The following is a 24,951-nucleotide window of genomic DNA, read 5'->3' on the forward strand; positions in this document are numbered from 1 at the left end:
ACAGTTCAAAATAAATCTTTTTTAAATAAGAAAATGATTTTATAATTATAAATATGCACTATATTTCCACAGGATTATAATATTCATGGTAGATCAGGCAAACAAACACAAAAATAGCCCAGAGATCTTAAACTCTCCCTCTGAGCCTAACTATTGGTTTCCTTCTGAACCAGATATTGATAATAAAATCGCACAAGGCTTAACTGCATTTTTACCTTTAGATGACGCTTTTTTAAGTATTGCAACTCGATTACATTTGATTTCTAAAGCTCAACATTACATTGATTTGCAATATTATATTTGGGCAGACGATGAGCTTGGACACTTACTTCTTTCAGAGCTTCTTAAAGCTGCTAATCGTGGGATACACATTCGACTACTAATCGATGATCAAAACGGTACTCAACTTGATTCTAGTTTAGAACAACTGGTTACCCACCCAAATTTTTCTATCAAATTTTATAATCCCTATAAATTCAGAAAAGTACGCACAATAGATTTCCTATATCGAGCACTTCAAGTAAACCGTCGTATGCACAATAAACTTATTATTGTAGATGGTGAGATTGCTGTTACAGGTGGACGAAATATTAGCCGTCAGTATTTTGATGCGAGTGATAAATCTGAATTTACTGATTTCGATGTTTTATTTTATGGCTCCACAGTTACAGATGCTAATCAATTATTTCTAAACTTCTGGAACGATGAGTTAAGTTGCCCCGTTGAAAAATATTTAAAATCAGGCTCAGTAATTGGTCTACAACAATTAAATATTAGATATGAGCAAGAAAGTCTCGTAAAAACATCAGATAAAGAAAAACTCTTTCATGCTGAAAAATTACTTAGAGAATACCATTTAGCCAAACACCCCATCCGTTGGGCTAAAGCTCATTTTATTGGTGACACTCCCGACAAAACGCGAAATAAAGCAAAAAAAGAGGATCTTTTATTTACAAAATTTGTAAATATGATGGGCATGCCAAAACAGCATTTCCAACTCGTTTCAGCATATTTCATTCCAACTAACTTCGGTGTAAATCAATTAACGAATATTAAAGAATCACAAGCTAGTGTTCGTATTCTTACCAATTCATATGTAGCCAATAATGTTCCCATTGTGCATGCTTTTTATCAAAAATATAGAAAGAAACTTTTAACTTCCAATATCAAACTTTACGAATTAAAACCCTTTATTCAACAAAAAAAGCGGACATGGTATGAAGTGATCACTGGCAATGTCATTCCTGCTAAAAACAAAAATAGCTCTTGTTTACATGCCAAGTTTTTTTATATTGATCATAAAGTTTTTATCGGATCATTTAATTTCGACCCAAGATCTACATCTTTAAATACCGAGGTTGGTTTAGTTATTGAATCTGAAAGCTTACAACAAGATATTCATGAATCATTAACTCAATTATTACCGCGTATCGCTTATGAACTAAAACTTAATGAACATGGAAAAATTATTTGGGTTGAACATCAAGATGATGGTAACGTGGTAATTCATGAATATGAACCAGAGACAACTTCATTTCAAAGATTCATGATTAAAGTAACCTCACTCCTACCAATAGAGTGGATAATGTAATAATTTAAGCCTATTGAAGATGCCATGTGATATATCTTTATTATGTAAAGATATATTTTTCTAAAATGTTTAAGCTTAATTTCAGTTAGAGTTTTACAGCTTTTTTAAAATAAAAAGGGATCAAGTACTCACTTAGCAAAGTCTTACTATGATAAAAGTAAGTAAGTTTTTGATGTTGGAATAATTAGACACAATTAATCTATTTTAAATTTTATTTTTCAATAAATAAAATGGATTACCTTAATAATGCACAAGCACAATATGAACGAATCTGCATCGCCACACACTAAAAAACAGAAAGGAAAAATTCCTGACAATTGGGTGGGTTGTGAACAATGCGATACGATTAGTCTTAAAGAAACATTGGACAAAAACGAAACTGCATATTGCCCATGCTGTGGAGCATTACTATATCAAAAAGCCAAATCACTACCGTATATTTTAGCTTTGACATTAACAGCACTTATCGTTTTTATCATCGCAAATAGCTTTCCTATTGTAATGGTTGAGCTTCAAGGAATTAGTGTTGAAACAACACTTTTAGGTGCAGTAATTGCGATGTTTAAAATAGACAAAGCTTTTGTTGGTGTTCTTATTTTGATAACCACATTTATTGTTCCTCTCTTAAATATTTGTTTATTGTTGTATGTTTTAAATACAGTTTCCACTTTAAAACGTCGACCAAAGTTTTTAGTTCAAACTATGCGACTCCTTTATCTATTAAAAACATGGGCAATGATTGAAGTATTCCTTATTGGCGTTCTTGTAGCTTTGGTTAAATTGGTTGGTATGGTCGTTGTCGTACCAGGCATTGGATTATGGGCATTTGCTATTTTAAGTGTATTGATGGTCATGATATCTTCAATACAATTACAAAATATTTGGGATGAAATTGATCGGAGTTTATTGAAATGATCAATGAAATAAACGCTCATCAAAAAGAAAAAAACGTAGAACTTAATGACATAACTTATCCACGAGCAGATGACTTTAATTTACTTATTTGCCCGTGTTGTGGACATTTAAATACACGAACATCTAAAGATAATACTGCAGTAGAAAAATGTACGCGATGTAACATTAAACTGCATCACCGAAAGCCAAATAGTCTCTCGAAAACTTTTGCATTGACCATTGCTGCAAGTATTTTATATATTCCAGCTAATGCTCTGCCAATGACCATTACAGAATCATTATTTGGTACTCAAAAAGATACAATCCTCACAGGAGTGATTTATTTTTGGCAAAGTGGTGACTATTTTGTTGCAGTTGTTATTTTTTGTGCCAGTATTTTTATTCCCTTATTAAAGCTACTCATTTTATACTTTTTAATCTTTGTCATTTTTTTACAGAAAAAACGACATTTACAGTTTTCACCTACAACATGTGCCAAACTTTATCGTGTCGTAGAACTTGTAGGTCGATGGTCAATGATTGATGTATTTGTCGTTGCGCTATTAACGGCATTAATACAAATACAATCACTTGCCACTATTTTTGCAGGCCCAGGGGCCGTTGCGTTTGCAGCCGTGGTGGTTTTAACTTTGTTAGCATCTTTAAGTTTTGAACCTCGCGTAATTTGGGATAATTATTATGCGAATAAAAAAACAGATTAAGAGTAGTAAAAGTGCATAAATTTTGTTCTATTAAACACTGTGCATTCTAATTTTATTAAACTGACTTGAGAAGATTGGATGATATGTCTGAAAATATAACACCGTCGGAACATGCTGATTCAAATTCACAGGATTCAACAAATCCTGAGCATCAGATTTTGCCTAAACCTAATAAGAAAAAAGGCAAATGGAAAATTTCATTGATTTGGTTAGTGCCAATTATTGCACTTTTGGTTGCACTTTCATTAGCACTTAAAGCTTATTTAAGTATTGGACCGACCATTGAAGTTTCATTTCGTTCAGCAGAGGGCTTAGTTGCAGGTAAAACTGCAGTCCAGTTTCGTCAGGTGAATATTGGTTTAGTCCGTAAAATTAAACTATCTAAAGATTTATCACATGTCATTGCCCAAATTGAGTTAACTAGAGATGCTCAAAATTTTGCCTCAACAGATTCAAAATTTTGGGTCGTTCGCCCACGAATAGGCACAAATGGTATTTCAGGCATTAATACGCTACTTTCTGGTGTTTATATTGAAGTTGAAGGTGGAAAGGTAAATAAGCACAAAACAGAGTTTGTTGGGCTTGAATCCCCTCCTGTCATTTCTTCTGATGTACCAGGTAAGACATTTTTCTTAAACGCGAATGATTTAGGTTCACTCGATATCGGCTCACCAATTTATTATCGTCGTATTAATGTCGGTCAAATAGCTGGATATCAACTTTCCAAAGATGGTACACAAGTTGAATTACAAATCTTTGTAAAAGCTCCTTATGATAAATTTGTGACGAAAAATGTACGCTTCTGGCAAGCAAGTGGTATAGACGTAAGTCTAAATGCCTCTGGGTTCAATTTAAAAACACAGTCATTGGCAAGTATTGTTGCAGGGGGAATCGCTTTTGGTTATCCAAAAGGTGTCGTTCCTACAACTCTCGCAACGGACAAAAAAACCTTTACATTGTGGGATTCACAAGCTGATGCTTTGAAAAATCCAGATGGTAAAGGCTATCCAATTGTGATGTATTTTGATCAATCACTACGCGGTTTAAGTACAGGTGCCCCAATTGACTTTATGGGTATTGAAATTGGTGATGTCACTTCTATTAATGCAGAGTTTACAGATCAACATAAACAAATACGCATGCGAGTAGATGCCATGATTTATCCATCACGCTTAGCAGATGGTCAAGAATTAAATCCACATGGCGAAATATTTAAATCCTTTATTCAAGAAGGATGGCGTGCGCAAATTCGTACGGGAAATATTTTAACTGGTCAGAACTATATCGCATTTGGTCAATTCCCAAGCGCTAAATATGTCGGATTAAAATTACTTAAAAATGGTAAAACTGAAGTGCCAACTATGCCACCCGAATTAAGTAATCTTCAATCCCAAGTTTCTGTTATTGCAGATAAATTAAGTAAATTCCCATTAAATGAAATTGGCAGTGATGTACGTAAAACATTACAAAGTCTAAATGCAACAATTAACTCTACAGAAAGATTAATCAATCAATTAGATGGCAAAGTTGCACCAGATATGCAGGCAACATTAAATGAATTGCGGAAAACACTTCGTTCTTCAGAATCTATTTTATCGAGCGATGCACCAATGCAACAAGATATACGTCGTGCTGTACAGCAAATCACACGTGCTGCATCATCTGTAGAGCTTATGGCTGACTATATTGAGCAACACCCTGAATCACTCATTCGTGGTAAAAAATCGGAGCCAAAAAATGCAAATTAAGCTTTGTTTTAATTCTACAGATATTCAGAAAAAGGCTAAGACTTATATAAAGGCTTATCAATCCAATAGCTTGCGATTTTTGAGTAAAGCTATGCTTGGGCTTGGAGTTGTATTGTTGGTAAGCGGATGCAGTCGCTCCGTCGACCCTAACTTTTATAGCCTTACCCCCCAAATGACACCATTGCTCAACTCGAATGTTAAATTAATTCAAGTCATGCCTGTCACATTACCTGAGCGTTTAAATACACCACTAATGGTTCTACAAAAAAGTGATGGCAAAACCTACATACTCGATAATCAACGGTGGTCATCTAATTTAAATGATGAACTACAAAGTGTTCTATCTGCGGGATTACAACAAAAACTTGGTGCTATTGATGTGTATAACACAGGACTTACTGGTGGAAAGGTATCGTATCTAATTGCACCTGAGTTTTCTCGATTTGATATTATTGAAGATGCTCAGAATCAGCAAACTCATATTGAAGTCATTTCAGCATGGGTTGTTAAGCGCAAAGAACCTGTATCTACAGAGACTTCCAGTGACAATCAACAATTAAATTGCCACATGAGTTTCAGTAGTCCTGTTAGTGGGAAATCACAAAATTTTGTGAATATTGTGGCAACGTATCAAGATTCATTAAATCGCGTGGTTGATGCAATTGCGATGTCTACCATCGCTTTAGAAGCAAAAAAAACACCGAAGATAAGTGGAATTATTTGTTCATCATGAATATTGATTTCACCGCATAAAACTACTAGGCTTCTTAATCAATATATTTTTTGAATAAAGAAGCCTACCCCTAAATTGCTTAAAACAGCTGATTTCCCCTATTCATTCGTATTGACGAATAGAGGTATAATATTCCCATATCCTATGGTTTTTAGTGCTATATAAAGGCATAGCAAAAATAACATTAGGTTTGGCTACTTAATTTTGACAATCTCATTATTTCAATACAATAAATATCAACAAATTATACTTTATAGCAACTTATTTCCAGTTCAATCTTTAAGCGAAATAAAAGGCGTGCTAGCATAGGCTTAAATTGAACAACAATAAACCTCTATGTATATAATCATCATACTTACCATATTTTTTATTAGTTTTTTCTACACATATTACCGTGGTAAAGAAAAGTTAAAAATATCTCGTCAACTATTTGATCATTCAACTTTTTTTGCACCAATAAATATTTTTATGACAAAGTTTTCAAAACTACCAAACCATCCTTTTTTTGATACTGAGTCATTTCCTGAACTAAAACCTTTAAAAGATAATTGGCAAATAATTCGGGAAGAAGCAATTCAATTGCAGGCGCAAATTAAAGCAACAGATCAAAATAATGATGCAGGTTTCAATACATTTTTTAAACGTGGATGGAAACGTTTTTATCTTAAATGGTATCAAGAAAGCCACCCTTCAGCACAACAATTATGCCCAAAGACAACGGCATTACTTGAAAGCATTCCATCAGTAAAAGCGGCTATGTTCGCTGAATTACCGTCAGGAAGCTATTTAGGTAAACATAGAGATCCTTATGCTGGTTCTGTTCGTTACCATTTAGGCTTAGTAACCCCAAATGATGACCGCTGTTTTATTGAGGTTGATCAAGAACGTTACTCTTGGCGCGATGGTGAAGCAACCTTATTTGATGAAACCTTTGTACATTGGGCTCACAATGATACTGATAAGACTCGAATTATTTTATTTTGTGATATTGAGCGTCCAATGAAATGGGCTTGGGCACAACAATGTAATTATTGGTTTGGTCGTCATGTTATGGCAGCAGCTCGTTCGCCCAATAACGATCAAGACCAGACAGGCTTTATTAATAAAATTTTCAAATATTTTTACGCCATTCATCAATATGGACGGAAAATTAAAGCTGTGAATAGAACTAAATACTACATTTACAAATGGATTATGTTTGCTCTTATTCTTGCTCTTATTTTTATCCCTAGCTTTTTGTAATTTATTGTATTCACTGACTATTTCTATGAAAAATAAAACTTAAGCCTTAAAAAAAGCATGTGTAAGCTAAAACTACACATGCTTTTTTAGTATTATTTTTTTAAATCTTTCGCTTAAGAGCAAATTTAATCAGATGAAGTAAAACAAAAAAATGGTGCGCTCAGCGGGGATAGAACAATACTCTATAACCCATACAAACAAAGGCTTTAATATTTAATTATATCGCCGTGTATCCTTATTTCTGAATGTACCCCCTTTTATATCCTTAAAACTACCTGTCTATTTTATTTTTTAGGTTTCCGATTATTGTGGCATGGGTCAGGTGCACGCTGAGGGATTCTGCTCCTCTATTCAGTGGCTCAGGTTCTTAATGGTCGGATTATAAAGCTCCTCTTTTTTGTGGTTCTTATGCTGCACGTTATTTTTGGCGGTCAGGGATGCCATGATTTTGGGTACCGGTAGAATTTCAGATTTTAAATCCACATTTCAAATGTCGCATTAACTTGGCCTCTTTTTAAATATCAGCAAGTTTGCTCCCCCGCATCTTTACATTGACGGTGTACCAGATACCAGTACCACCGTATCAGATTTCAAATCCGAAAGGGTTAGATCTTAAATGTGACCCTTTTGTGGACCTTGTTTAATTCGGCCTCCACCAAAAAGTGAACCCAAAATCACTACAAGATTTTTCCTTGATGGCTCATATGCTTAAATTGACAATATCCGGCCTAAATCCTTACGTGGTATGTCTTACGGCGTTTTTATGATATGGATTTTCATCAAGGTACATCAAGGAAAATCACTTTACCTAGCAAAGCACTTCCAGAATTTTTCGCTGAGTGGGTTACTTAAAGTCACTACTCTCAGTTATGGTAGAAATCACCACAACTGATACCCTGACCGTCAAAAATGACGAGCAGCATAAGAGCCTCAAAAAAAACGGCTATAAGGAATATCCTGTGGAATCTTCTTCATCAACATCATGCTTATGTTGTTTTTCGAACATAGGTCTGATTTACAGCATGATAAGAATTTGAAAGAAACGAAAGCTAAGTTAAGCTGATAAGCTTGGGAGATTACGATGGGTAATGTGTATTTTGATGAAGCAGGTAATACTGGTCCTGAATTACTTGATAAAGATCAGCCAGTTTTTGTTTTGGCTGCAAATTGCTTTGATGATGAAAAAGCAGATGAATTAATTAAGAAACTGGCAATTCAAAATGGTCATGAAGCGAAGTTCAAAAAACTAAGAAGCTCTGAAAGAGGTCAACGAAAGATTCTAGCTTTATTAGGCGAAGTAATTGCTGAAAAGGAAAAGGTTAAAGTCACTATTTATCATAAGAAATATATGGCAATGGGGCTACTTTTAGACTTTTTAGTCGAGCCACTGTATGCAGAACAAGGACGTAACTTTTCGGCAAACAAGAGAAATATTTGGACCAATAACATTTTTTTTTACATGCTAGATCGTTGTTATGGTGTAGGTACGTTGGATAACCTCTTAACTAAATTTATAAATTTGGTAAAAGAGACTGGTCATAAAAGCATTAGTGATTTCTATTCTACTGTTCGAAGTATAGAAACTTCGCCGTTAGATGTTCGTAAGCAATTAGATTTTAGTTGGATATTAAGGTCTGAAACCGATGTGGAAGGCCATCTGCAATTTTTGGATAAAAACAAACTAGACCCTGTACAATCAGGAATATTTACACATGCTCAATATTGGGAGGGCGAGTTTAATGGCCCTTTTAACATCATTCATGATGAGTCAAATAGCTTAGAACAAAGCTTGGACTACTTTAATAGATTTATAGATCAGGCTAGTATTCCTATCAAAGTGGGAACAGATGATCGTATTATTACCTTACCACTAAGAGTTGAAAAGGTTGCAATCAAAGATTCAAAGTTAGTTCCGCAAATACAGGTGTCGGATATTATAGCGGGAGCTACTGCTTATTATTTAAAGCAAGCTATTTTGGCTGATCAGAGTCGAGAGAAAGAAAAACTATTTTTACAGTTGGAAGAAGTGGGAATTGAAAGCCTGATAGTTCATCATGTTTGGCCTCAGTCTAAGTTCACACCTGAGCAATATGGTATTACTCGATTGGAGTCGGAATTTTCAATGAATATTGCTGATCAAATTGCAACCTACCAGATAATTGAAGAAAAGAAGAGAAAACAGAAATTTACAGAATGAAAAACTAACAAATACGAAGGAAAGTGTTTTAGATATTTATGATAAGAGCACTAACAGATTTTGTTGGACCTTAGTATTATTCGCACAGGCGATTATAATCTCCGTGGTATTTTAGGTCGGTTTTCTAACCTAAAATACCACTTTTTAATTAGTCTGAAATTTTATTAAAAAAAACTTAAATTCCACTACTTATTCCGCATAGCCAAAAAAACGAGCTTCACCACAAAGGATAATATTCTAAATCTGACCATTAAGCATTTGAAATGCGGATGGTATAGCATAAATCATACAACCCCATTGTTGGAACTATCCCGTTCTTGGAACCGTTCCAATATTGGTACCGTATAAACTTATCGAATTCGAAAACCTTAAAACTACAAATTTCAGACTCGATCTTGGGTAACCAAACGTATGTTTATAGCCATGAAAAGATATTTACCCAGCTGATGGTACCTTCATTTGTGAAGGGACCGTAACCAGAAAAATAAGCACACCTAATCCATAACGCCGTCGGGTATTGTGATTTCCACAATACCTTACCTATAGCAGCAAGTGAGTTTTTCTGCTGAGCTATACGACATACAAGTGTCATAAATATGTCCTAGAGCAACTCTCCCCCTGTGGTTTATTATCAAAATTTATCTAAATAATTAGGAAAATAATGCAACTTATTTTCGCTAATTTAATTCTAAATAATTGATAAATATAATTTAAACATGGTTTTTATCTTGTTTGACGAAGGTGCTAAAAACATGGGGTTTTCATGCATAATTAGTGCAAATAAGGGTAAATTTATGCGCTTTTTATGCAATTTCATGCCAAAAACTGGCTTAAAAATGCAATTAATGGGTATCTAGCGTGTAGTTAATGGCAAATATTGTGAATTTTTTGTATGAAAAAAGACAGGAAGCGTACGGTAGAAGACTGCTTGAGTATCGATAGCCGGACCATGGCCAGATCCAATTCGCTTATAGACGGCGCTGCAGGCATATGGGTCTGGAGAAATGGGAAGAACGAAATCATCAGCAGCCTAGGTTATCTTCATCAGGACGGCTTACTTACTCTTCAATATGCAATTGATGGCCAATCGATAAAACAGCCCATCAGAGTGACATCCACACCATGCAACTACGGAAAACATCGGTACTGGTTCTTATGCCCTAATCATGGCTGTAGTAAACGTGTAGCAAAGCTTTATCTGGCTGATGGTGTATTCCACTGCAGGCAGTGCCATCAACTCAATTATCAAATTCAGCAATGCCCTAAGAGATATGCTTCAAAGCTCAATATGCAACGAATGCGAATAAAACTTGGATGGCCATTGGATCGTGAAACGGTTCCATTTTTAAAAAAGATACATAAGCCGCTCAATAAAAACCAAAAGACATTCCAGGCTATGGTTGCAAAGCATGATGAATATGAGCGTCAGTACAATGCTACTGCTATAGCTTTACATAATGCCTTTATGGATAAGCTTGATGTTCTGCAAGAGAGATCCAAGCACTCATACCCAGAATAAATATGAACAGAAGCTAACTAATACCGCTGAAAATGAATAAGTTACAAAGCTCTTACAATAGCAAAATTGAGCACATTATTATTCGTACCAGCTATCGGTATTAATACCAACTCTTTGGACTGATAAAGCCTCACCGAAGGGCTGCTCTATCATAACCGTAACTTGTGCCTGGAATGGAAATGATGGCCTTAAAACAGTCCCATCTCCCTCCCGCCATTCCGCTCTTGATCCATATTCAAAGTAACAACTGGCGGTACCCACAATAGTAAGTATCACTTTGTGAGATAGGATCGTTATCTTATCAAAGCCTTCGGTATGTAATTCCTCAATTGAAGCTCTCCTTGCTAAAACCTCAATTTCTGCACATGACTCAAAAATAGTAGACTCTAATAAGTGGCTATCAAGATTAGCCTCAATCTTTTCGAATACATCATTTTTAATTTGATTGATAATTGAAATTATTCTAATAACTGCAGCAATACATTCTTGAGCTAATTCTTGAGATTTCTCTAGTGGTATCGCAAATGTAGTAGGCCCAATATGAGTAAATGAATCTAAGATTTTTTGTTGAGATAATAGATTTTCACAAGCATCATTAATTAATTGTTCTAATTCCATTTTTCTTAATAAGTAATTTCCTAACCCTCCATGAATCATATATTGAAGTCTGTGCCTACGAGTTATGCCAGATTTTGATGTAGGATCATGCTTAAACCAGGAACATTTACGTATTTCTTCATTTGGTGCTGATCTATGTAAAAGATGTCTTATCAACTCTCGCATTGCATAGGCGAAGTTGTTGAAAGTTAGTGAGTGGTATTCCGAACTTAAGTTTTTTATTGCTGCTTGAAATAAGTCATTTTCAAACTTGTCTGTGAAGAAACTATTAAGTTTGTCTATATCGTGTTTATCAATCATTTGAAATCATTTTCTTTATTAGTATGGATTCCACTATATAGCAAGCTTCAGCATTCTGTTTTAATTAAAATCAGAGAGGAACTTCACACATAAGATCCTTTCAAGAAAATATCAAAATATGGTCCAAAAATAAGGTTTTTTATACCAAAGAAAATGTTAGGTTTTATGAGGTTTATATTATGGTTTTTTTCAGATACCTCATAAATATAGGTCCATATACCCCATGTCCGTACTTTTGATCATTTTATATACTTGGATTATGTTACTACATCAAAAAAATGCTGTTACCACATCAAAACCTGTAATAGTGATTGTCTGTTACCACATCAAAATGACATACCTTGTGCGATGTTTCCTGCCTAATTTTTCTTATAGAAATTGAGCAATCTTATATCGAATTTATCCAGGTGAATTTTTCTAATTCCAAATATGCTGATACATGGCCAAACGTAGCATGAGTCACTCCCCTAATATTTGGGGAGATTCTTTAAATCTAGATGGCCCTCTATATAGTGTGAATCCAAATACTTACTATCACTTACTTTCTAATAATAAGTTTTGACAGATACAAAGAACTAAAAGATTAGCCTCAGGTATTTTGAATATAAGGTTTTATAAGATTCTTTTAACCGTAAAAGACGGCGTAATTCTACTTTCTTAATACTTTGGCTTGAGCAGCTTCAATCGCTTTGACAACCATAGGTTTTGATAGGTTTTCACTTCCTATTTCTTGTGCTGTCTTCTCGCTATACCCAGCTCGAATTGCTGCTTGTGTTGCATTTAGGTCTATCAGGTATTCTTCGACAAACCTTTGCTGTTTGAGCATTAGGTTCGACATATCTTATTCTCCAAATTCCAGCCATTAAAAAACCCACCGAAGTGGGCTTGGTTTATTTAACTTGCAATTTTTCACACTCAACACTAAGGGCAGTTATCAGGGCTTTATTTTTGTCTAGCTTTCGACTTGTTTCAGCCAAAGGTATTAAATAATTATATGGCTTATTTAAAAGGTAATTGGTGTGATATGCATTTTGGATTTTAAAAAATTGCTCCCTAATGATACCCAAGGAAACTACAAGGGCATTAGCCAGCTTTTCAAATTCATTAGTATTATCTTTAACTCTCTTTAATCTCTGAATATTATTACTAACTATTAACAGCTCCACTTGTAGTAAATCATTAACTTTATTAATTTCCGATGCACCATCTTCATCTCTTGTTTTTGCAGTACATATCGTCATTCTAACTTCATAAAGTTTTAGGAAAATTGCGTTCAATTCTCTTACGATGGTTTCACTATCTGTTTCAACTTTTTTCTCAACATGCTCCAACCTCCAATCACTAAAAAGCACAAATGCAGCGACTGGTGCAAGGAAAGCTGCTGCTAAGGTTAGAGCGTCCTTTATGACATCATAGGTGACAGATCTATTAAAGTCATACTCATAAATTGGGTAATTGCTTTCCAGAAAAAAAGCTATCACCAGATACCAAAATATCCCACCAAAAGTCCAGAATCCAACTTGCCTTATTTTTTCTTCTAAAGTTATCTTTTTCATAAATTTCCATCATATTTAAACTAGTACCATTTAATAGGATACCCAATTTCATAGTACCAGTATCTTTTGACAGTACTAGCTATCCCTATAGCATTTCGAATGCTACCCTTTATGCCAGTAGGATGCATTCAACTTACTGTTTTACCAGGTCAATCCAGTATTGGATTCAATGAGCTGAGTATCTAATTTATTTTTTTTCAAACAACCCTCAAAATTGCGTTTTGCCTAATTAGACTGCATCGATCTAACACCGTCTAAAGTCAGGTATTCAGTTATCATAATTTCCATGATGATTATTTAGGTAGTATTTTACAATTAATCAGATATTTATAGCGAGTGAACGATAAATGAAGAATATAGTAAGTGATCAAAAAATCATAAATTTTAGAGATTTAATAAATTCTAATACAAGCTTCATTTATAATACTTATAGTAACAAAGATGGGAAAAATTACTGGAATCTGATCTGCTCTTGTATGGATTGGCTTACTGTTTCAATCAGACACTTACAAAACTTACCTGTATTAGAGCAAGATATTGATGTCCGAGTTATGCAGATGTTTTCTCTCATCTCATCAATAGACCTTGTTTCAGAGTCAATTACACAGCTACATCGTGTTTTTATAAACCCCAAAACGTTACCATTTTCAGGAGAAAGAAATTGCTTTTCTGAGCGGATATTTGATGAAGACGATAATAGTTATTTCAAATCAATAAGAGCTTCATTTGGCGCTCATCCTGTAAATTTAAACCACTCTAATTCTAGACGGTTTGCAAGTTGGCCTTTCGACAGCTGTATACATAATGGAGAACTCACGGTTCATCTATACAGTAGCAATGTGGATGAAAAGGACTTGGTTATGACTCTTAGTTCAAAAGAATTAATTGAATTTCTTACTGTAAGATACAATTATCTTGATGTGATATCTCAAAAAATCAAATATTTATACAATAATTTTACGGAAAGTTTAGCGAAGCAAGTTATTGAAACCAATAGTGACCCTCTTGAACAATTGCATATACTGAGAGCTGAATCCAAAATTAGATTAAATAGCGATTACTACAATGGCGTTATTAATGAACTGATCATGATTTTTGAAACAGAAGTACTCCAATTTGAGCTTAAGAACATGGCATCAGATTATAAAAAATCACTAGAAGTTCTCATTGAAGAGATAAAAAACAACCTTCAAACAATGAAAATAATAGACTTGAAAAATAACTCATTGTTATCTCCTGACTCTGATTTAAGCCGTAAACTAAGTTATGAGCTAAGCAAATTCTACACTTGGATTCACGGGAATAACCATGATCCGCTAATCCACTATTATTTGGAAAGATTCAATAAAGAAACCAACTGCAAGTTTAATTTCAATATTGACGACTCAATCAATTCACTATTCCTTAAGATGAAGTTAATGCTATCAAATTGAGTATAAAATATTGATAAATTATGAGTTATTATCAGTGTATTGCATATAATTAAAATTCTTGGGTTTAGATATGGAATTTCCTTTAAATTTAGATTGTATAATTGATAGTCATAATGGGCAGCTAAGAAAACAAGTTTTTCTTAATGATGCTTTCACATGCATTTTGGGACCAAATGGTTCAGGGAAAACCCATTTATTAAGGAGTATTAAAAGTAGCATTTCCCCTTTGCTAGGCAGTAAAAAAGCCAAGTTTATTTCAGCAGGGCGAATAGGAATGTTTGAACAATTTCGCTCAAATTATGATGGTCATAGACATAGTATTCTATATGAGAATGCTCAATTTGGTTCTAAAGAGTCTCTAGCTCGCCGTCATGAGATTGAAACTCTTGAAGGTGCCTATCAAGCTCTAGCTTCACGCCCAGATATCTTGTTAAAAATTAGAGAACGGTTGCAAAAAATTTTTAATAGAGATTTAATCATTGAGTGGGATGCTGGATATCTAAAAATCTTATTTGCCAAATTGGACGGATCTAAACCATATTCATCTGGTAGAGAAGCATCGGGTTTAATGCACTTGGTAGGCATACTTGCAGCTTTATATGATGATGAAATAGGTGCGTTATTCATCGATGAACCTGAAGTATCATTACATCCACAATTACAAGCTTTTTTACTGACTGAAATTTTAGGAGTTGCAGGACTTCCAGACGATTGTAGTAACAAGAAAATTATTGTTATTGCGACTCATTCTACTGAGATGCTAAAGATTAATAATCCAGTGGATTTAGCTTCACTAATTTTTTGCTATGACTTAAATGAGGATCCAATTCAAATTCCTCCTGATGAAGAAACATTAGCAAATAGAAAAATTAAAAATTTAATTTCAAAATTAGGGCAAGAACATAAATTAACATTATTTTCAAAAAGACCTTTATTGGTTGAAGGACCATCTGATGTTGTTATTTGCAATACTTTAGCAAATAACATTAATATTTTTTTAGAGGCTTCTGGCTCACAAATCTTGCCTGTTATTGGAAAAGATCAATTACCTGTAGTGGTTAAGCTTTTTAAATTGTTGGGCAAGAATCCTGTAGTTTTAGCTGATGCTGATGGCCTCTCGGATGGTACTGATTTATTAAATCAATTATTACCGCTATACCCAGATATAGATTACCAAGTCTCTGAATTGGGGTATGGTCGAGCTTTTGATATGGTAAAAAGCTTAAACTCCGATTTTGTTAATCATCTCAATCAGAATTGGAGTGATATAGAAAATTTAGCCCATCAGCATGCTTATTGGATTAATGGACATATTGAAAGTGAAATTAAAGCTAAAAAGCGCTCAGCATTTTCTGTGTTACTAGGTCATGATTTATCCATTATTAAGCAGTTACCAAATGGAGATTCTTGGGCTAGAATCAGAAGAAGATTTGAAGCTTTATTAAGCTCACTTGAAAATGTAGGAATTTTCTTTTTAAGAAAAGGTTCAATTGAAGCCTATTATTGCTATTCAGACCCAATTACTTCAGAAGATAAAATTGATGCTGCAATAGATGAATTGGCATTTATTAATGAGCAGGATAAAAGTTTAATTGAGACAAACTATAATGATATTGTTCGATGCTTAAAATTTGCAGCTGCAACAGACCCAATTAATGAAACACGTGCTTTAAGAGACCTAGTACTTTCTATAGTTTCTCCATGTATAGCTAGAATGCAAGATCCAGGTAATGAGGAAAATCTAAACTTATTTGCTAAAACTATTTTGCAGGATAAAGCTGATTTGTTTCATCTTGAAAAAGATGGTGATAGTTTAATAGTTCATCTAAAAAGTAATATTATTAACTCATCTCATTTCCCCCTAAAAATAAATAAAGATAATGACGTTGTGAAACTCGTTACTCAACTCTTAAGATAGTACAAGCTTTACTATTCATTACTACCTAATTACTTTTTATAAAATTATGAAGTAATTAGGTTTAATGAGTTTTCTGCCAATATCATATTCTTGTTAAATGAAGTTTTAGCTATAAGATTTGGGCCTACTACACCAACAAAGATCATTTTGTTTACATTTGGCATTATTTCCACCTCTTAAGTTCTTGGCTTAAATATGTGTGTCTTTTTAAGTGGACATGGTGGACAAAGTGGACAAAGTGGACACAAGTAATTATCTACATGTTTTTAAATAAAAAAATCCACTTCCATGTAAATTTTCATAATAAAAAAGTGGACACAAAAAATAGTAGAAGTGGACAGAATAGATTGAATTGAATCATGTCCACCTTATGTCCACCTACTAAAATAATTTCATTCATATAAAGTGGACATAATAATATCTATATATAACAGTACATTAACTTCAAAAAATATCTCAATGTCCACTTTGTCCACGTGATAAATATCGTTTTCATATTTCGCTATCTAGATTCTGCATTGCCTCTGCACTAAAGTGCATCAGTCGGGGCCGTGTGCCATCAGGTAGAGTATTGCTAGACTTCTTCACGTATAGCTTTTTATCACCTTCGATAAACTCCTTAATCCAGCCATACTTAATCAGTACCTTTTTAACGCTAGCCTCATTCATCCCGATACATATTTCCTTCTTAAACATGGTCGGTGATACCAGGTAAGTTTTTTCTTCTGGATCGTAATAGCCGACACGGTTATGGATACGTTGCCGGACGACTTCCCCATCTGCCTGCCTGATTACAGTTAGATCCTCAAAACGACTTGTACCATTGGCCTCAAAGAATGCCTTGATATGCTCGAGCATTTTGGTTTCTTCCATGTTCTCGCCGTTTCCTAGATTACCTAGCCAAGAGTTAAAACATTTCGCTACGGCCTCAAATGCACGTCCTTGCTGCCATCCTGTAATACCTGCTTGTGTGGCCAGTTCTCCAGCTGCAGCTACGAGTGCGAAACGGCGTAAAACACGGCTGGCTTGACCATTTTTAACCTGGCTATGCTGTTCAATAAAGCTATCCAATAGAGTCTGGGCTTTCTCCATGGCTGTATCTTTATCTTGAGTAAGATATTCCAGCCATTTAATGCCGGCATGACCATAATGATTTGATGCCAGCTCATTAATACGGTTACCAATGTCTTGTGGTGCCGTTCCATAGTTAATACAGTCAAATACGCCGTATCCTTTGCCTGCATCACTTGGAATATGTGCGAAGCGAAGTAACAGCCCAGCATCTAGTTCGATACTGCCACGGCGCAAATGTTCCTCCAGGGTAACTTCACCGGTAGAGGTATACATAAGGCTGAATTGCTTGGCATCACGATTTTTACCTGCCTTGGTGCTTCGGGCTTTGCCTTGTCCACCGGTAAGCATATAAACAATATCAGACACGGCTTTTGGCACAGCTTGGCGTAATTCATCTAGGTTTAAAAAGCTATCATTTCTTAACTCAGCTTCATTCTCTAAAGCATTGTCTGTGGTCCGCCATGACTTGGATATATGCGTTGGGTTGCCCCATATACTGCATGAGGCTTTAGTAATGGTACTTTTGCCATCGGTTGATGAACCATAGATATGAAAGCCACCACTTTCAGCGCCTAGAGGCAAAACCAGTTGCCCTGAAAAGGCACTGGAAAATGCTAGTACAGCTAAAGCATGGGGTTCAATCAGCTGGCTAAGTTCCTGCCATTCTTCAAAGGTCCCGGATACAGTGTAAGGGCTTTTACTATCACTGTGAAAAAGCAACTCTTCGTCTTCACTGTTGCCGTAAGTTTTATTGGGTGTAGCAAAGCAGTAGCCATGCCATCCGGCACGATCTACGCAGCGAAAGCGCTTTTCTATCGGGTACTCTTGAATATAGTTGATGAATACATTTTTCTTATACGCCTGGCGTGGTGGCATCAAGCCATGGTTGGCAATAATCGTTAATGCTTCCTTGGCTTCACCCATGAAATGCTCATAAGGAATAAGTAGGCGGTGCAGTGTATTGTCCTTGTCATGGAACTGAATAACACGCTTCCAGTTGTCATTATTCAGGCTTCGCGCTTCGCCTAAAATAATGGCTGAATGACAGATAAAAGTTCGGGTTTGGTTAAGCTGTCCGTCCTCATCTCTTTTTTCTTTGATCAGGTATAGACCGTTATCCAGGATATGCAGAAATGCACCATCATCCATTTTGAATGGTTTGGCTAAATGACCTTTGGGCAATAGTTTATTTGCAGGCAATTGCTGAATCGCCATCTGAATAAAAGCTTTAACCTCTTCTATATCATCATCCTTATACAGCTCAGTCAGAAATGAACTTTCGCCATATTCTATATATTGGTTTAATAATCTGACTGCAGTATTTTTCTCAAGGTTTTGGAATGCCTCCAGCTGGATATGCTCAGGGCGCACCGGCATATAAAGCTGGCTATATCCAGCATTTGACAGCTGATTTATCACGAACTGGATCTGCTCAAAATCAAATGTTTTGAGTGTTGTCTGCTTAACATTGCATAGCGTAGGGAGTACGACCAATACAACGTCATAACCGGCCTGGGCGATCTTAAAGAATGTTTCTAGGCCACAGGTAATGATAATAGGCTGATCTTTCTTTAAGTCGCCATAACATGCAAAACCTTTGGCCAATCCATCAGGTATGACCGCCACACGCTCGCCATCCTGTAATACGGCGCATTGAACAAGCTCAAGCTGTCCGTTATAGATCGGCATGATTAAAGGCTGTGCATAGGTAACGCCGTTTATATCTACATTACCATCATCGACATAGATCGGCTGCTCAGGACTGCCAAAACGCTGTATTAAGGCATGTGATGAATAAGCATCATTAAACGATACAAGCTGTGTGCATTCGTTTAAAATAGCTTCGGGTGTTATTAGTTCTTTGGGGTGGTCATAATCAGGCATTGTGACTACCCTCGCTATTTTTTAATTCTTGCTCATAACGATTAGCCAGAGATTGGCTATGGTCTGCTGAATCATCAAGTAAAACATTGGTTATTGCTAACAATCTTTTTAGGTTACCAAAGCATGACTCAGGCACTTTGTAGGTTTGATTTAAATAGTTTTTGGTAGTTTTAAATTCACTAATAACAGCACTCAGTAATGCGCCCACATCTGCTAGCTGCTCATAACCCAATGTGTGGGCTTCCGATAAATCTTCAGGTGAATAGGTTTTAATAGTTTTTTTGATTTGATTCGACACGATTACACTCCCCATACTGGACCAGCATTGCTTTGTAGTGGTCGAAAGCCTTGAAAAATTCAGGGTGTACATGTTTATTCATGGCCTACCCCTTCGAAAGTGAACTGTAAATTTGCTTTGCATGTTTCTATGCGAACGGCGTTTAAATGCTTTTCATGTTTCCGGCGGTGCATTCCTAAACTGTGGAAGGTCCCTTTATCCTTTGATACCTTCTCTTGCATACATAGGCGGTTCAGTTCGTCATAAGCAGTCTGTCTGGCTGAATAGCTGCCTGTCTTGCGGATAGTTGGTAGTACCTCTGTAAATACCCAATTTTGGAAGTTCAAAGCTTCTTTTTTATTGGATCGGAAAATAATGCGGTATAGATTAGGTTCATTTATAAATTTGACCTTTTGAGTACCGCCGTTTGTAAGGATGTGGCAATCTGCCACACCCTTTGCATCTAATTCACGTAGCAGTCTTGATGTGCGGTCTACCGATAAAACACGGCATACATCAGTAAGACAAAACAACGGTTCACCATTTGCATCAAATACAACCCGAACGCCATGCTCATTGAAATTAAAAATAGATGGTTTCATGCCTGCACCTCTTTTAATTCATAACGTGCATGGGTGCCCTTACCATTCAGATTTGGCTCATGATGGGTCACAATTTCATGGCCTGCATTACGTAGACGCTGGATAACGGCGCTTAGGCGAAAACAATCAAAGTACTGAATCGCTTCGGCCTGGGAAAGCGTCTTACCACTCTTGAGGTGGGCTAAAACTTGGGTTTGATGGTTTGTTTCCATACTTAAGCCTCCAATACAGTAAGGCTTTGCTTTTGGTTGTTGTGCCACTCTACAAGCTCAGCATAGTCAAAATAGACTGGGGCTTGTTTTGTAGTGGATGCTTTAATTGGTCGAGGAAATTCAGCATCGGTACGCACGATATGGCGCAATGATTCGCGGCTAATATCCAGTAGCTCACAAGCTGTTTTAAGTTGAACTCGAATTGGTTTTATAGTCATAAAAAAGCCCATACATGGAAGAACATGGGCTTAGTATGTGTATGATTTTTAGATAAAAAAATATAACGAACATATGCTAAATATATTTAGCATGGCATGTTCACCATATTTTTTTGTGTTGGCTATATTTTTAAGTATCTGATTTATTTGGAGGTCTTCCTCTTTTTTGTGATTCTCCTGTTGCCACTGGACGAATCCATTTTTTTATAGCATCAGATGTTTCAGGTAAGTCATCTTTGCAGTAGTCAACCATTTTAATATAAACTTTATTGGCCATATCACTAATCAAAATATTTTTATCTTCCTCCCAAAGAGATAAGGCAATAATTCTTGCCATCCCTTGCCGATCCTGTGCAAGTTGATTTCTTCTTTTAAGTCCCTTTAACTCTTCAGGAATATCACTTTCTTTTTGAATAGCTTTTAGTTTTGTAATTTGTTCTTTTAATTGTATCAATTTGGATTTTAAGTCTTCATTTTCTTCCGTTAGTTTCTCTAAATCACTATTTTTAATTGATAAGTCATCATTGCTCTTTAATTTATCAAGCTCAATTTGAATATAGGCATTAAATTCCTGAGCTCTATTATTTATTATTTTTTGTAAGATATTAATATCAGAGCTATTTAAAAAAATATTTTCATCATCTGGGTTTAGCAAACATGCTATCAAAAACAAATTATAATTTTTTTTAGATAAATCAAAAGAAATAACATCTTCATTATTAAAAAATTCATCTTTATCCCAAAAGTATTCATCAACTGAATATCTAGCGTGGTTTAGCATAAATATATTTTCATCGGCCTCTTCTAGAGCATTACATAAGTAATTTATACAAGCTCCATCACAAAATTCATAACCAGTGACTGGCTTTAGACTTTCATCCAATGTATAAAGCGTTAAATTATTAAATATTTTTTTGATATGAATAATTAATTCATCATATCTTAAAGAAGTCATTTTTTAAAAAAATTCAACAGCCGTAAAAATCCGAATAAATTTACTATCGAGTTCATTTGAAATATTGAATTTTAAAGTGGATTCTTTATCCAAGTTTTCAAATGTATCAGACTGACTGAGAGAAATATCATTAAACCCTAGAATGACTTTACCTTTATTTTTCAGATAAACTTTTAACTGATCTTCAGGTATAACATTTTTAGGTAATACTCCCGCACAAATAGCTGAATTAAAAAAACTATATGCCTCACTAAACTCAGGGTAATTTTGATCAAAATTAGTATCATTGATGCATCTATTTATTTTAATAGGGTCATCACCACTGAGTAAACAAGATGCTTCAATTATCGAGAATGAATCACTTAAGTAAAATAATGGAGTATCATTCGTAGATGTTTTCTCAGTAGAATTCAACTCTTTTTGTTTTTTTAAAAATCGCTGTGAAGTCTTTTTTTCTTCTGCTACAACTATCTCATCTTGTTCGTTTTTAACTTTTTGAGCAATAGAATTATATAAATTTTCTTTACTATCAGCTTTTAAATGGTTTTTGTAATACTCCTCTGATACCCCCATTTTTTTAACTGATAGGAAGTTAAAAAAATCTGATTTTAGCCAATAATAATCAAACCAGTCATCTTTAGTGTGCTCATATTCATTACCATGAATATCAGTTTGTATATATTCAAAAGTTCCAGAGGTTGATATGGCAGCCTTTAAAAATTCTGTTGTAGAGGAATAATCACCATTGAATTCTTTTTCAGAACACCATAACTCTATTTTCCCATAATCATTTATTTTAAACATACAAGCGATTTGATTAAAGTTATCAAGTAATAACCTTCTAGCTATATCAGACACGCCATAATTTATTTTTTCCGCTATCAATTCTAAGGCATCAAGGACATTTATATACTTGTCATTTTCTGTTTCTATATCTTCAAATAAATTCATCATGCCTCCCACAGCATCCCAAAAAATAGCTAAGCCAATCGAATTGGGAATTCGACTTTCGGGGATCAACCTAGACTTAGCAAACTGAATATAATTTATATTTACCTATATTTGTGCATTTATTGGTATTACTGCGACAAGTCTTGTCACTTAGCCAATTTTGCGTATTTAAAATTAATCACATCATTATTTAAAAGTTGCTGAGTGAAGTCATAAGGACTTATAAAGCTGTTCTGATTTGCTTCCAGGTAGTCACTCCACCAATTAAGCATAGCTTTCCGTTCTTCCATGTATTCAGCTTGATGAGTGTAAGCTAAACGTACTTGGTCACGTTCTTGGTGACTCATTTGCTTCTCTACGGCTTCTTTTTGAAAGAGAGTACTTTGCACGAGGGCAGAACAAGCCATTCCCCTAAAGCCATGCCCGCATATCTCATTATCAGTGTCATAGCCTAAACGGCGCAAAGTATTATTGATTGTAGTTTCACTGATAAACCCTTGAGGGTCGCCATTCTTAGGAAAGACATTTTTAGTCATATGGCTATAGATATGAATCTCGTTAAGAATGGAAATGACTTGAGGTGATAAAGGTATCAGGTGCTCAGTTTTCATTTTAGCCCCACGATTAGAAAACTTCTGCCCTTCTATTAATTCACGCTCTGGTGGTATCGTCCATATCCCCTTTTTAAGGTCGAACTCAGTCCAACGAGCAAAACGTACCTCACTGGAACGCGCAAAGGTATGCAATGTGAACGCCGTACATAATCTTGTTAATGGATAGCCAGTATCACTGTTTAACCTCTGTAGTAGCTCAGGGAGTCGTTCAAGTGGTAATTGCGGATAGTGCTTCGCCTTATTGGTCTTAACGAATACGTCCTTTAAGAAATAAGATGGGTTTTCTTCTAATAAACCTCTTGAGATTGCATAAGCAAAAATGGCACTAAATCTCTGTCTTGTTTTCTTAAGTACCTCTGTAAATCCTTTTTCCTCAATTGACCGTAAAACCATAACCAAATCTTTAGGCTTCACTTCATCAATAGACTTATCTCCAATCAAGGGGAATACATACTCTTCTAAATTTCTTAACGCTTTGTTTGCTGTATCGGGTATCCATCTGCCTGTATTGCTGTATTCCTTATGCCAGTCCCGGGCTATGGCTTCAAAACTAAATGAATTGTTCTTTTTATACTTTTGGATTTCTTCATATTCGATTGGATCTGTACCTTGTGCTAGTAGCTGCTCATAACTACGGCGCTTATCCCTTGCTGCCTTTAGGCTTAATGCGGGGAAATTACCTAAAGTCATTAATCCATCTTTGCCATTAGCTTTTTTATATTTATATCGCCATACCTTAGTGCCACTTTTTCGTACAAACAAAATTAAGCCCTGCCCATCGTATAAAGAATAGTCTTTATCTTGTAGCTTGGCGCTTGTGCATTTGGAATCTGAGAGCGGTGTTATGTGCTTGGCCATAGTCGGAATAAGGATACAAAAGAAGATAGAATCAAATATATCCTCATATATATCCTTATAACTTGCAACTATATCCTTATTTATTTTGTTATGTTCTGCTGTGTTTTTATTATAAAACCTTATATTTAAAGGCTTTCAGAATATATTTTTGTATATTCTGCTATTGATTTGGTGCGCTCAGCGTGCATCTAATTTAAATTATAAATATATGTTTTTAATAAAGTTAAATACAGTTATTAATTCATGTAACGCAAACTGTAACGCAACAAATAAAATCACCTTTTATTTTTTGCATAAGGGAATCGTATTCACGCCACAAATTTCGGAAACTTAATTTTGGTACCCTCACCAATGAAGGTACCATGTCAATATATTCCTCGTTATGGTTGCTCAGGCCAAGCATCACTTAATCGTTTTGCATCAATTGCGTGCTTGTCAGCTTGTTCTGCCACATATTGATATTTTCCAATGCACTCTTTGAGTATGTCACTGTTGGTATTGGCGTACTCAATGATGGTTTCTTTGGTAGCTGTGGACATACGACTTGTGGCTGTATCGATTTGTTTTGACATGCGCTCAACAAGGGACTTAGCGCTATTGCTATCAGTAATGATATCTTTGAGGCTTTCACTGTAATTTTTCTCCGCTTGTAAAAGTTGTTCTGCCCATTTTTTTTCCTGTTCGCGTGCTTCGGCTTTGGCTTTTTCTGTTGCTGCTTTTGCTTCAGCCACTTCGGTTTTATATTTAGCATCAAGCAATTGGTAGTCTGTTTTCCAAGCAGATGCACGCCAAGTTTGAACACCGCCAAAAATAGATAGAATTAAAACTATGGCCA

21 protein-coding genes and 1 pseudogene are annotated in these 24,951 nt (G+C 35.2%); 10 read left to right on the top strand and 12 right to left on the bottom strand.

Annotated features, from left to right (window positions below):
* Positions 1–85 precede the first annotated feature (85 nt).
* From AC5YC8_RS13105 to AC5YC8_RS13140, 8 genes are all read left to right on the top strand, one after another.
* Complete coding sequence (locus AC5YC8_RS13105) at positions 86–1,591, top strand: phospholipase D family protein (RefSeq protein ID WP_496116946.1); 1,506 nt, start codon at positions 86–88, stop codon at positions 1,589–1,591.
* 246 nt (positions 1,592–1,837) lie between these two features.
* Positions 1,838–2,506, top strand: coding sequence for a paraquat-inducible protein A (locus AC5YC8_RS13110; RefSeq protein WP_496116947.1), 669 nt, complete (start codon positions 1,838–1,840; stop codon positions 2,504–2,506).
* Positions 2,503–3,207 carry a paraquat-inducible protein A gene (locus AC5YC8_RS13115; protein WP_496116948.1) on the top strand — a complete coding sequence of 235 codons (705 nt, stop codon included), beginning with the start codon at positions 2,503–2,505 and terminating at the stop codon, positions 3,205–3,207. Before AC5YC8_RS13110 ends, AC5YC8_RS13115 begins: the two co-directional genes overlap by 4 nt.
* Before the next feature lie 83 nt (positions 3,208–3,290).
* Positions 3,291–4,955, top strand: coding sequence for a PqiB family protein (locus AC5YC8_RS13120; RefSeq protein WP_496164833.1), 1,665 nt, complete (start codon positions 3,291–3,293; stop codon positions 4,953–4,955).
* Between the two features lie 91 nt (positions 4,956–5,046).
* On the top strand, positions 5,047–5,688 hold the full coding sequence (locus tag AC5YC8_RS13125; RefSeq protein WP_496164834.1) for a PqiC family protein: 642 nt from the start codon (positions 5,047–5,049) through the stop codon (positions 5,686–5,688).
* A 336-nt stretch (positions 5,689–6,024) separates the two neighbouring features.
* Positions 6,025–6,930: a lipid A hydroxylase LpxO gene (lpxO, locus tag AC5YC8_RS13130; RefSeq protein ID WP_496164835.1), complete on the top strand. Its 906-nt coding sequence runs from the start codon at positions 6,025–6,027 to the stop codon at positions 6,928–6,930.
* A gap of 1,081 nt (positions 6,931–8,011) precedes the next feature.
* Positions 8,012–9,127 (top strand): DUF3800 domain-containing protein, encoded by a 1,116-nt coding sequence (locus AC5YC8_RS13135; RefSeq protein ID WP_496164836.1) that lies wholly within the window; start codon positions 8,012–8,014, stop codon positions 9,125–9,127.
* 892 nt (positions 9,128–10,019) lie between these two features.
* Entirely contained in the window at positions 10,020–10,646 is a 627-nt protein-coding gene (locus AC5YC8_RS13140; RefSeq protein WP_496164837.1) for a hypothetical protein, read from the top strand.
* A gap of 78 nt (positions 10,647–10,724) precedes the next feature.
* Here the strand turns inward: AC5YC8_RS13140 and AC5YC8_RS13145 are convergent, their stop codons facing one another.
* From AC5YC8_RS13145 to AC5YC8_RS13155, 3 genes and pseudogenes are all read right to left on the bottom strand, one after another.
* Positions 10,725–11,564: a pPIWI-associating nuclease domain-containing protein gene (locus tag AC5YC8_RS13145; RefSeq protein ID WP_496164838.1), complete on the bottom strand. Its 840-nt coding sequence runs from the start codon at positions 11,562–11,564 to the stop codon at positions 10,725–10,727.
* 664 nt (positions 11,565–12,228) lie between these two features.
* Positions 12,229–12,402: pseudogene (locus AC5YC8_RS13150) on the bottom strand (terminase small subunit); the annotation flags it as partial.
* A gap of 52 nt (positions 12,403–12,454) precedes the next feature.
* Positions 12,455–13,120: a hypothetical protein gene (locus AC5YC8_RS13155; RefSeq protein WP_496164839.1), complete on the bottom strand. Its 666-nt coding sequence runs from the start codon at positions 13,118–13,120 to the stop codon at positions 12,455–12,457.
* Positions 13,121–13,467: 347 nt separating this feature from the next.
* Here AC5YC8_RS13155 and AC5YC8_RS13160 point away from each other — a divergent pair, with 347 nt between their 5' ends.
* Together AC5YC8_RS13160 and AC5YC8_RS13165 are read left to right on the top strand one after the other, a co-directional pair.
* Complete coding sequence (locus tag AC5YC8_RS13160) at positions 13,468–14,553, top strand: hypothetical protein (protein WP_496164840.1); 1,086 nt, start codon at positions 13,468–13,470, stop codon at positions 14,551–14,553.
* Positions 14,554–14,623: 70 nt separating this feature from the next.
* A complete protein-coding gene (locus AC5YC8_RS13165; RefSeq protein ID WP_496164841.1) occupies positions 14,624–16,471 on the top strand; it encodes an ATP-dependent nuclease in 1,848 nt (615 codons plus the stop codon).
* A 492-nt stretch (positions 16,472–16,963) separates the two neighbouring features.
* On the opposite strand, the gene AC5YC8_RS13170 is transcribed toward AC5YC8_RS13165, so the two are convergent.
* The 9 genes from AC5YC8_RS13170 to AC5YC8_RS13210 all read right to left on the bottom strand — a co-directional run.
* Positions 16,964–19,429 (bottom strand): DUF927 domain-containing protein, encoded by a 2,466-nt coding sequence (locus AC5YC8_RS13170; protein WP_496164842.1) that lies wholly within the window; start codon positions 19,427–19,429, stop codon positions 16,964–16,966.
* Positions 19,422–19,727, bottom strand: coding sequence for a hypothetical protein (locus AC5YC8_RS13175; RefSeq protein ID WP_496164843.1), 306 nt, complete (start codon positions 19,725–19,727; stop codon positions 19,422–19,424). The genes AC5YC8_RS13170 and AC5YC8_RS13175 overlap by 8 nt, the downstream gene beginning before the upstream one ends.
* 74 nt (positions 19,728–19,801) lie before the next feature.
* Positions 19,802–20,308 carry a BRO-N domain-containing protein gene (locus AC5YC8_RS13180; RefSeq protein ID WP_496164844.1) on the bottom strand — a complete coding sequence of 169 codons (507 nt, stop codon included), beginning with the start codon at positions 20,306–20,308 and terminating at the stop codon, positions 19,802–19,804.
* Positions 20,305–20,520, bottom strand: a complete 216-nt coding sequence (locus tag AC5YC8_RS13185) for a helix-turn-helix domain-containing protein (protein ID WP_496164845.1) — start codon at positions 20,518–20,520, stop codon at positions 20,305–20,307. The genes AC5YC8_RS13180 and AC5YC8_RS13185 overlap by 4 nt, the downstream gene beginning before the upstream one ends.
* Before the next feature lie 2 nt (positions 20,521–20,522).
* The gene (locus AC5YC8_RS13190; protein WP_496164846.1) at positions 20,523–20,738 is read right to left on the bottom strand and encodes a transcriptional regulator; all 216 of its coding nucleotides are present in this window, start codon (positions 20,736–20,738) and stop codon (positions 20,523–20,525) included.
* A 130-nt stretch (positions 20,739–20,868) separates the two neighbouring features.
* Entirely contained in the window at positions 20,869–21,693 is an 825-nt protein-coding gene (locus AC5YC8_RS13195; RefSeq protein WP_496164847.1) for a hypothetical protein, read from the bottom strand.
* Between the two features lie 3 nt (positions 21,694–21,696).
* Entirely contained in the window at positions 21,697–22,647 is a 951-nt protein-coding gene (locus tag AC5YC8_RS13200; RefSeq protein WP_496164848.1) for a hypothetical protein, read from the bottom strand.
* Between the two features lie 143 nt (positions 22,648–22,790).
* Positions 22,791–24,116 carry a tyrosine-type recombinase/integrase gene (locus AC5YC8_RS13205; RefSeq protein WP_422195341.1) on the bottom strand — a complete coding sequence of 442 codons (1,326 nt, stop codon included), beginning with the start codon at positions 24,114–24,116 and terminating at the stop codon, positions 22,791–22,793.
* Between the two features lie 380 nt (positions 24,117–24,496).
* On the bottom strand, positions 24,497–24,951 hold a 455-nt coding region (locus tag AC5YC8_RS13210), incomplete at its 5' end, for a hypothetical protein (protein WP_496164849.1).

The organism is Acinetobacter sp. FY731 (assembly GCF_059515905.1).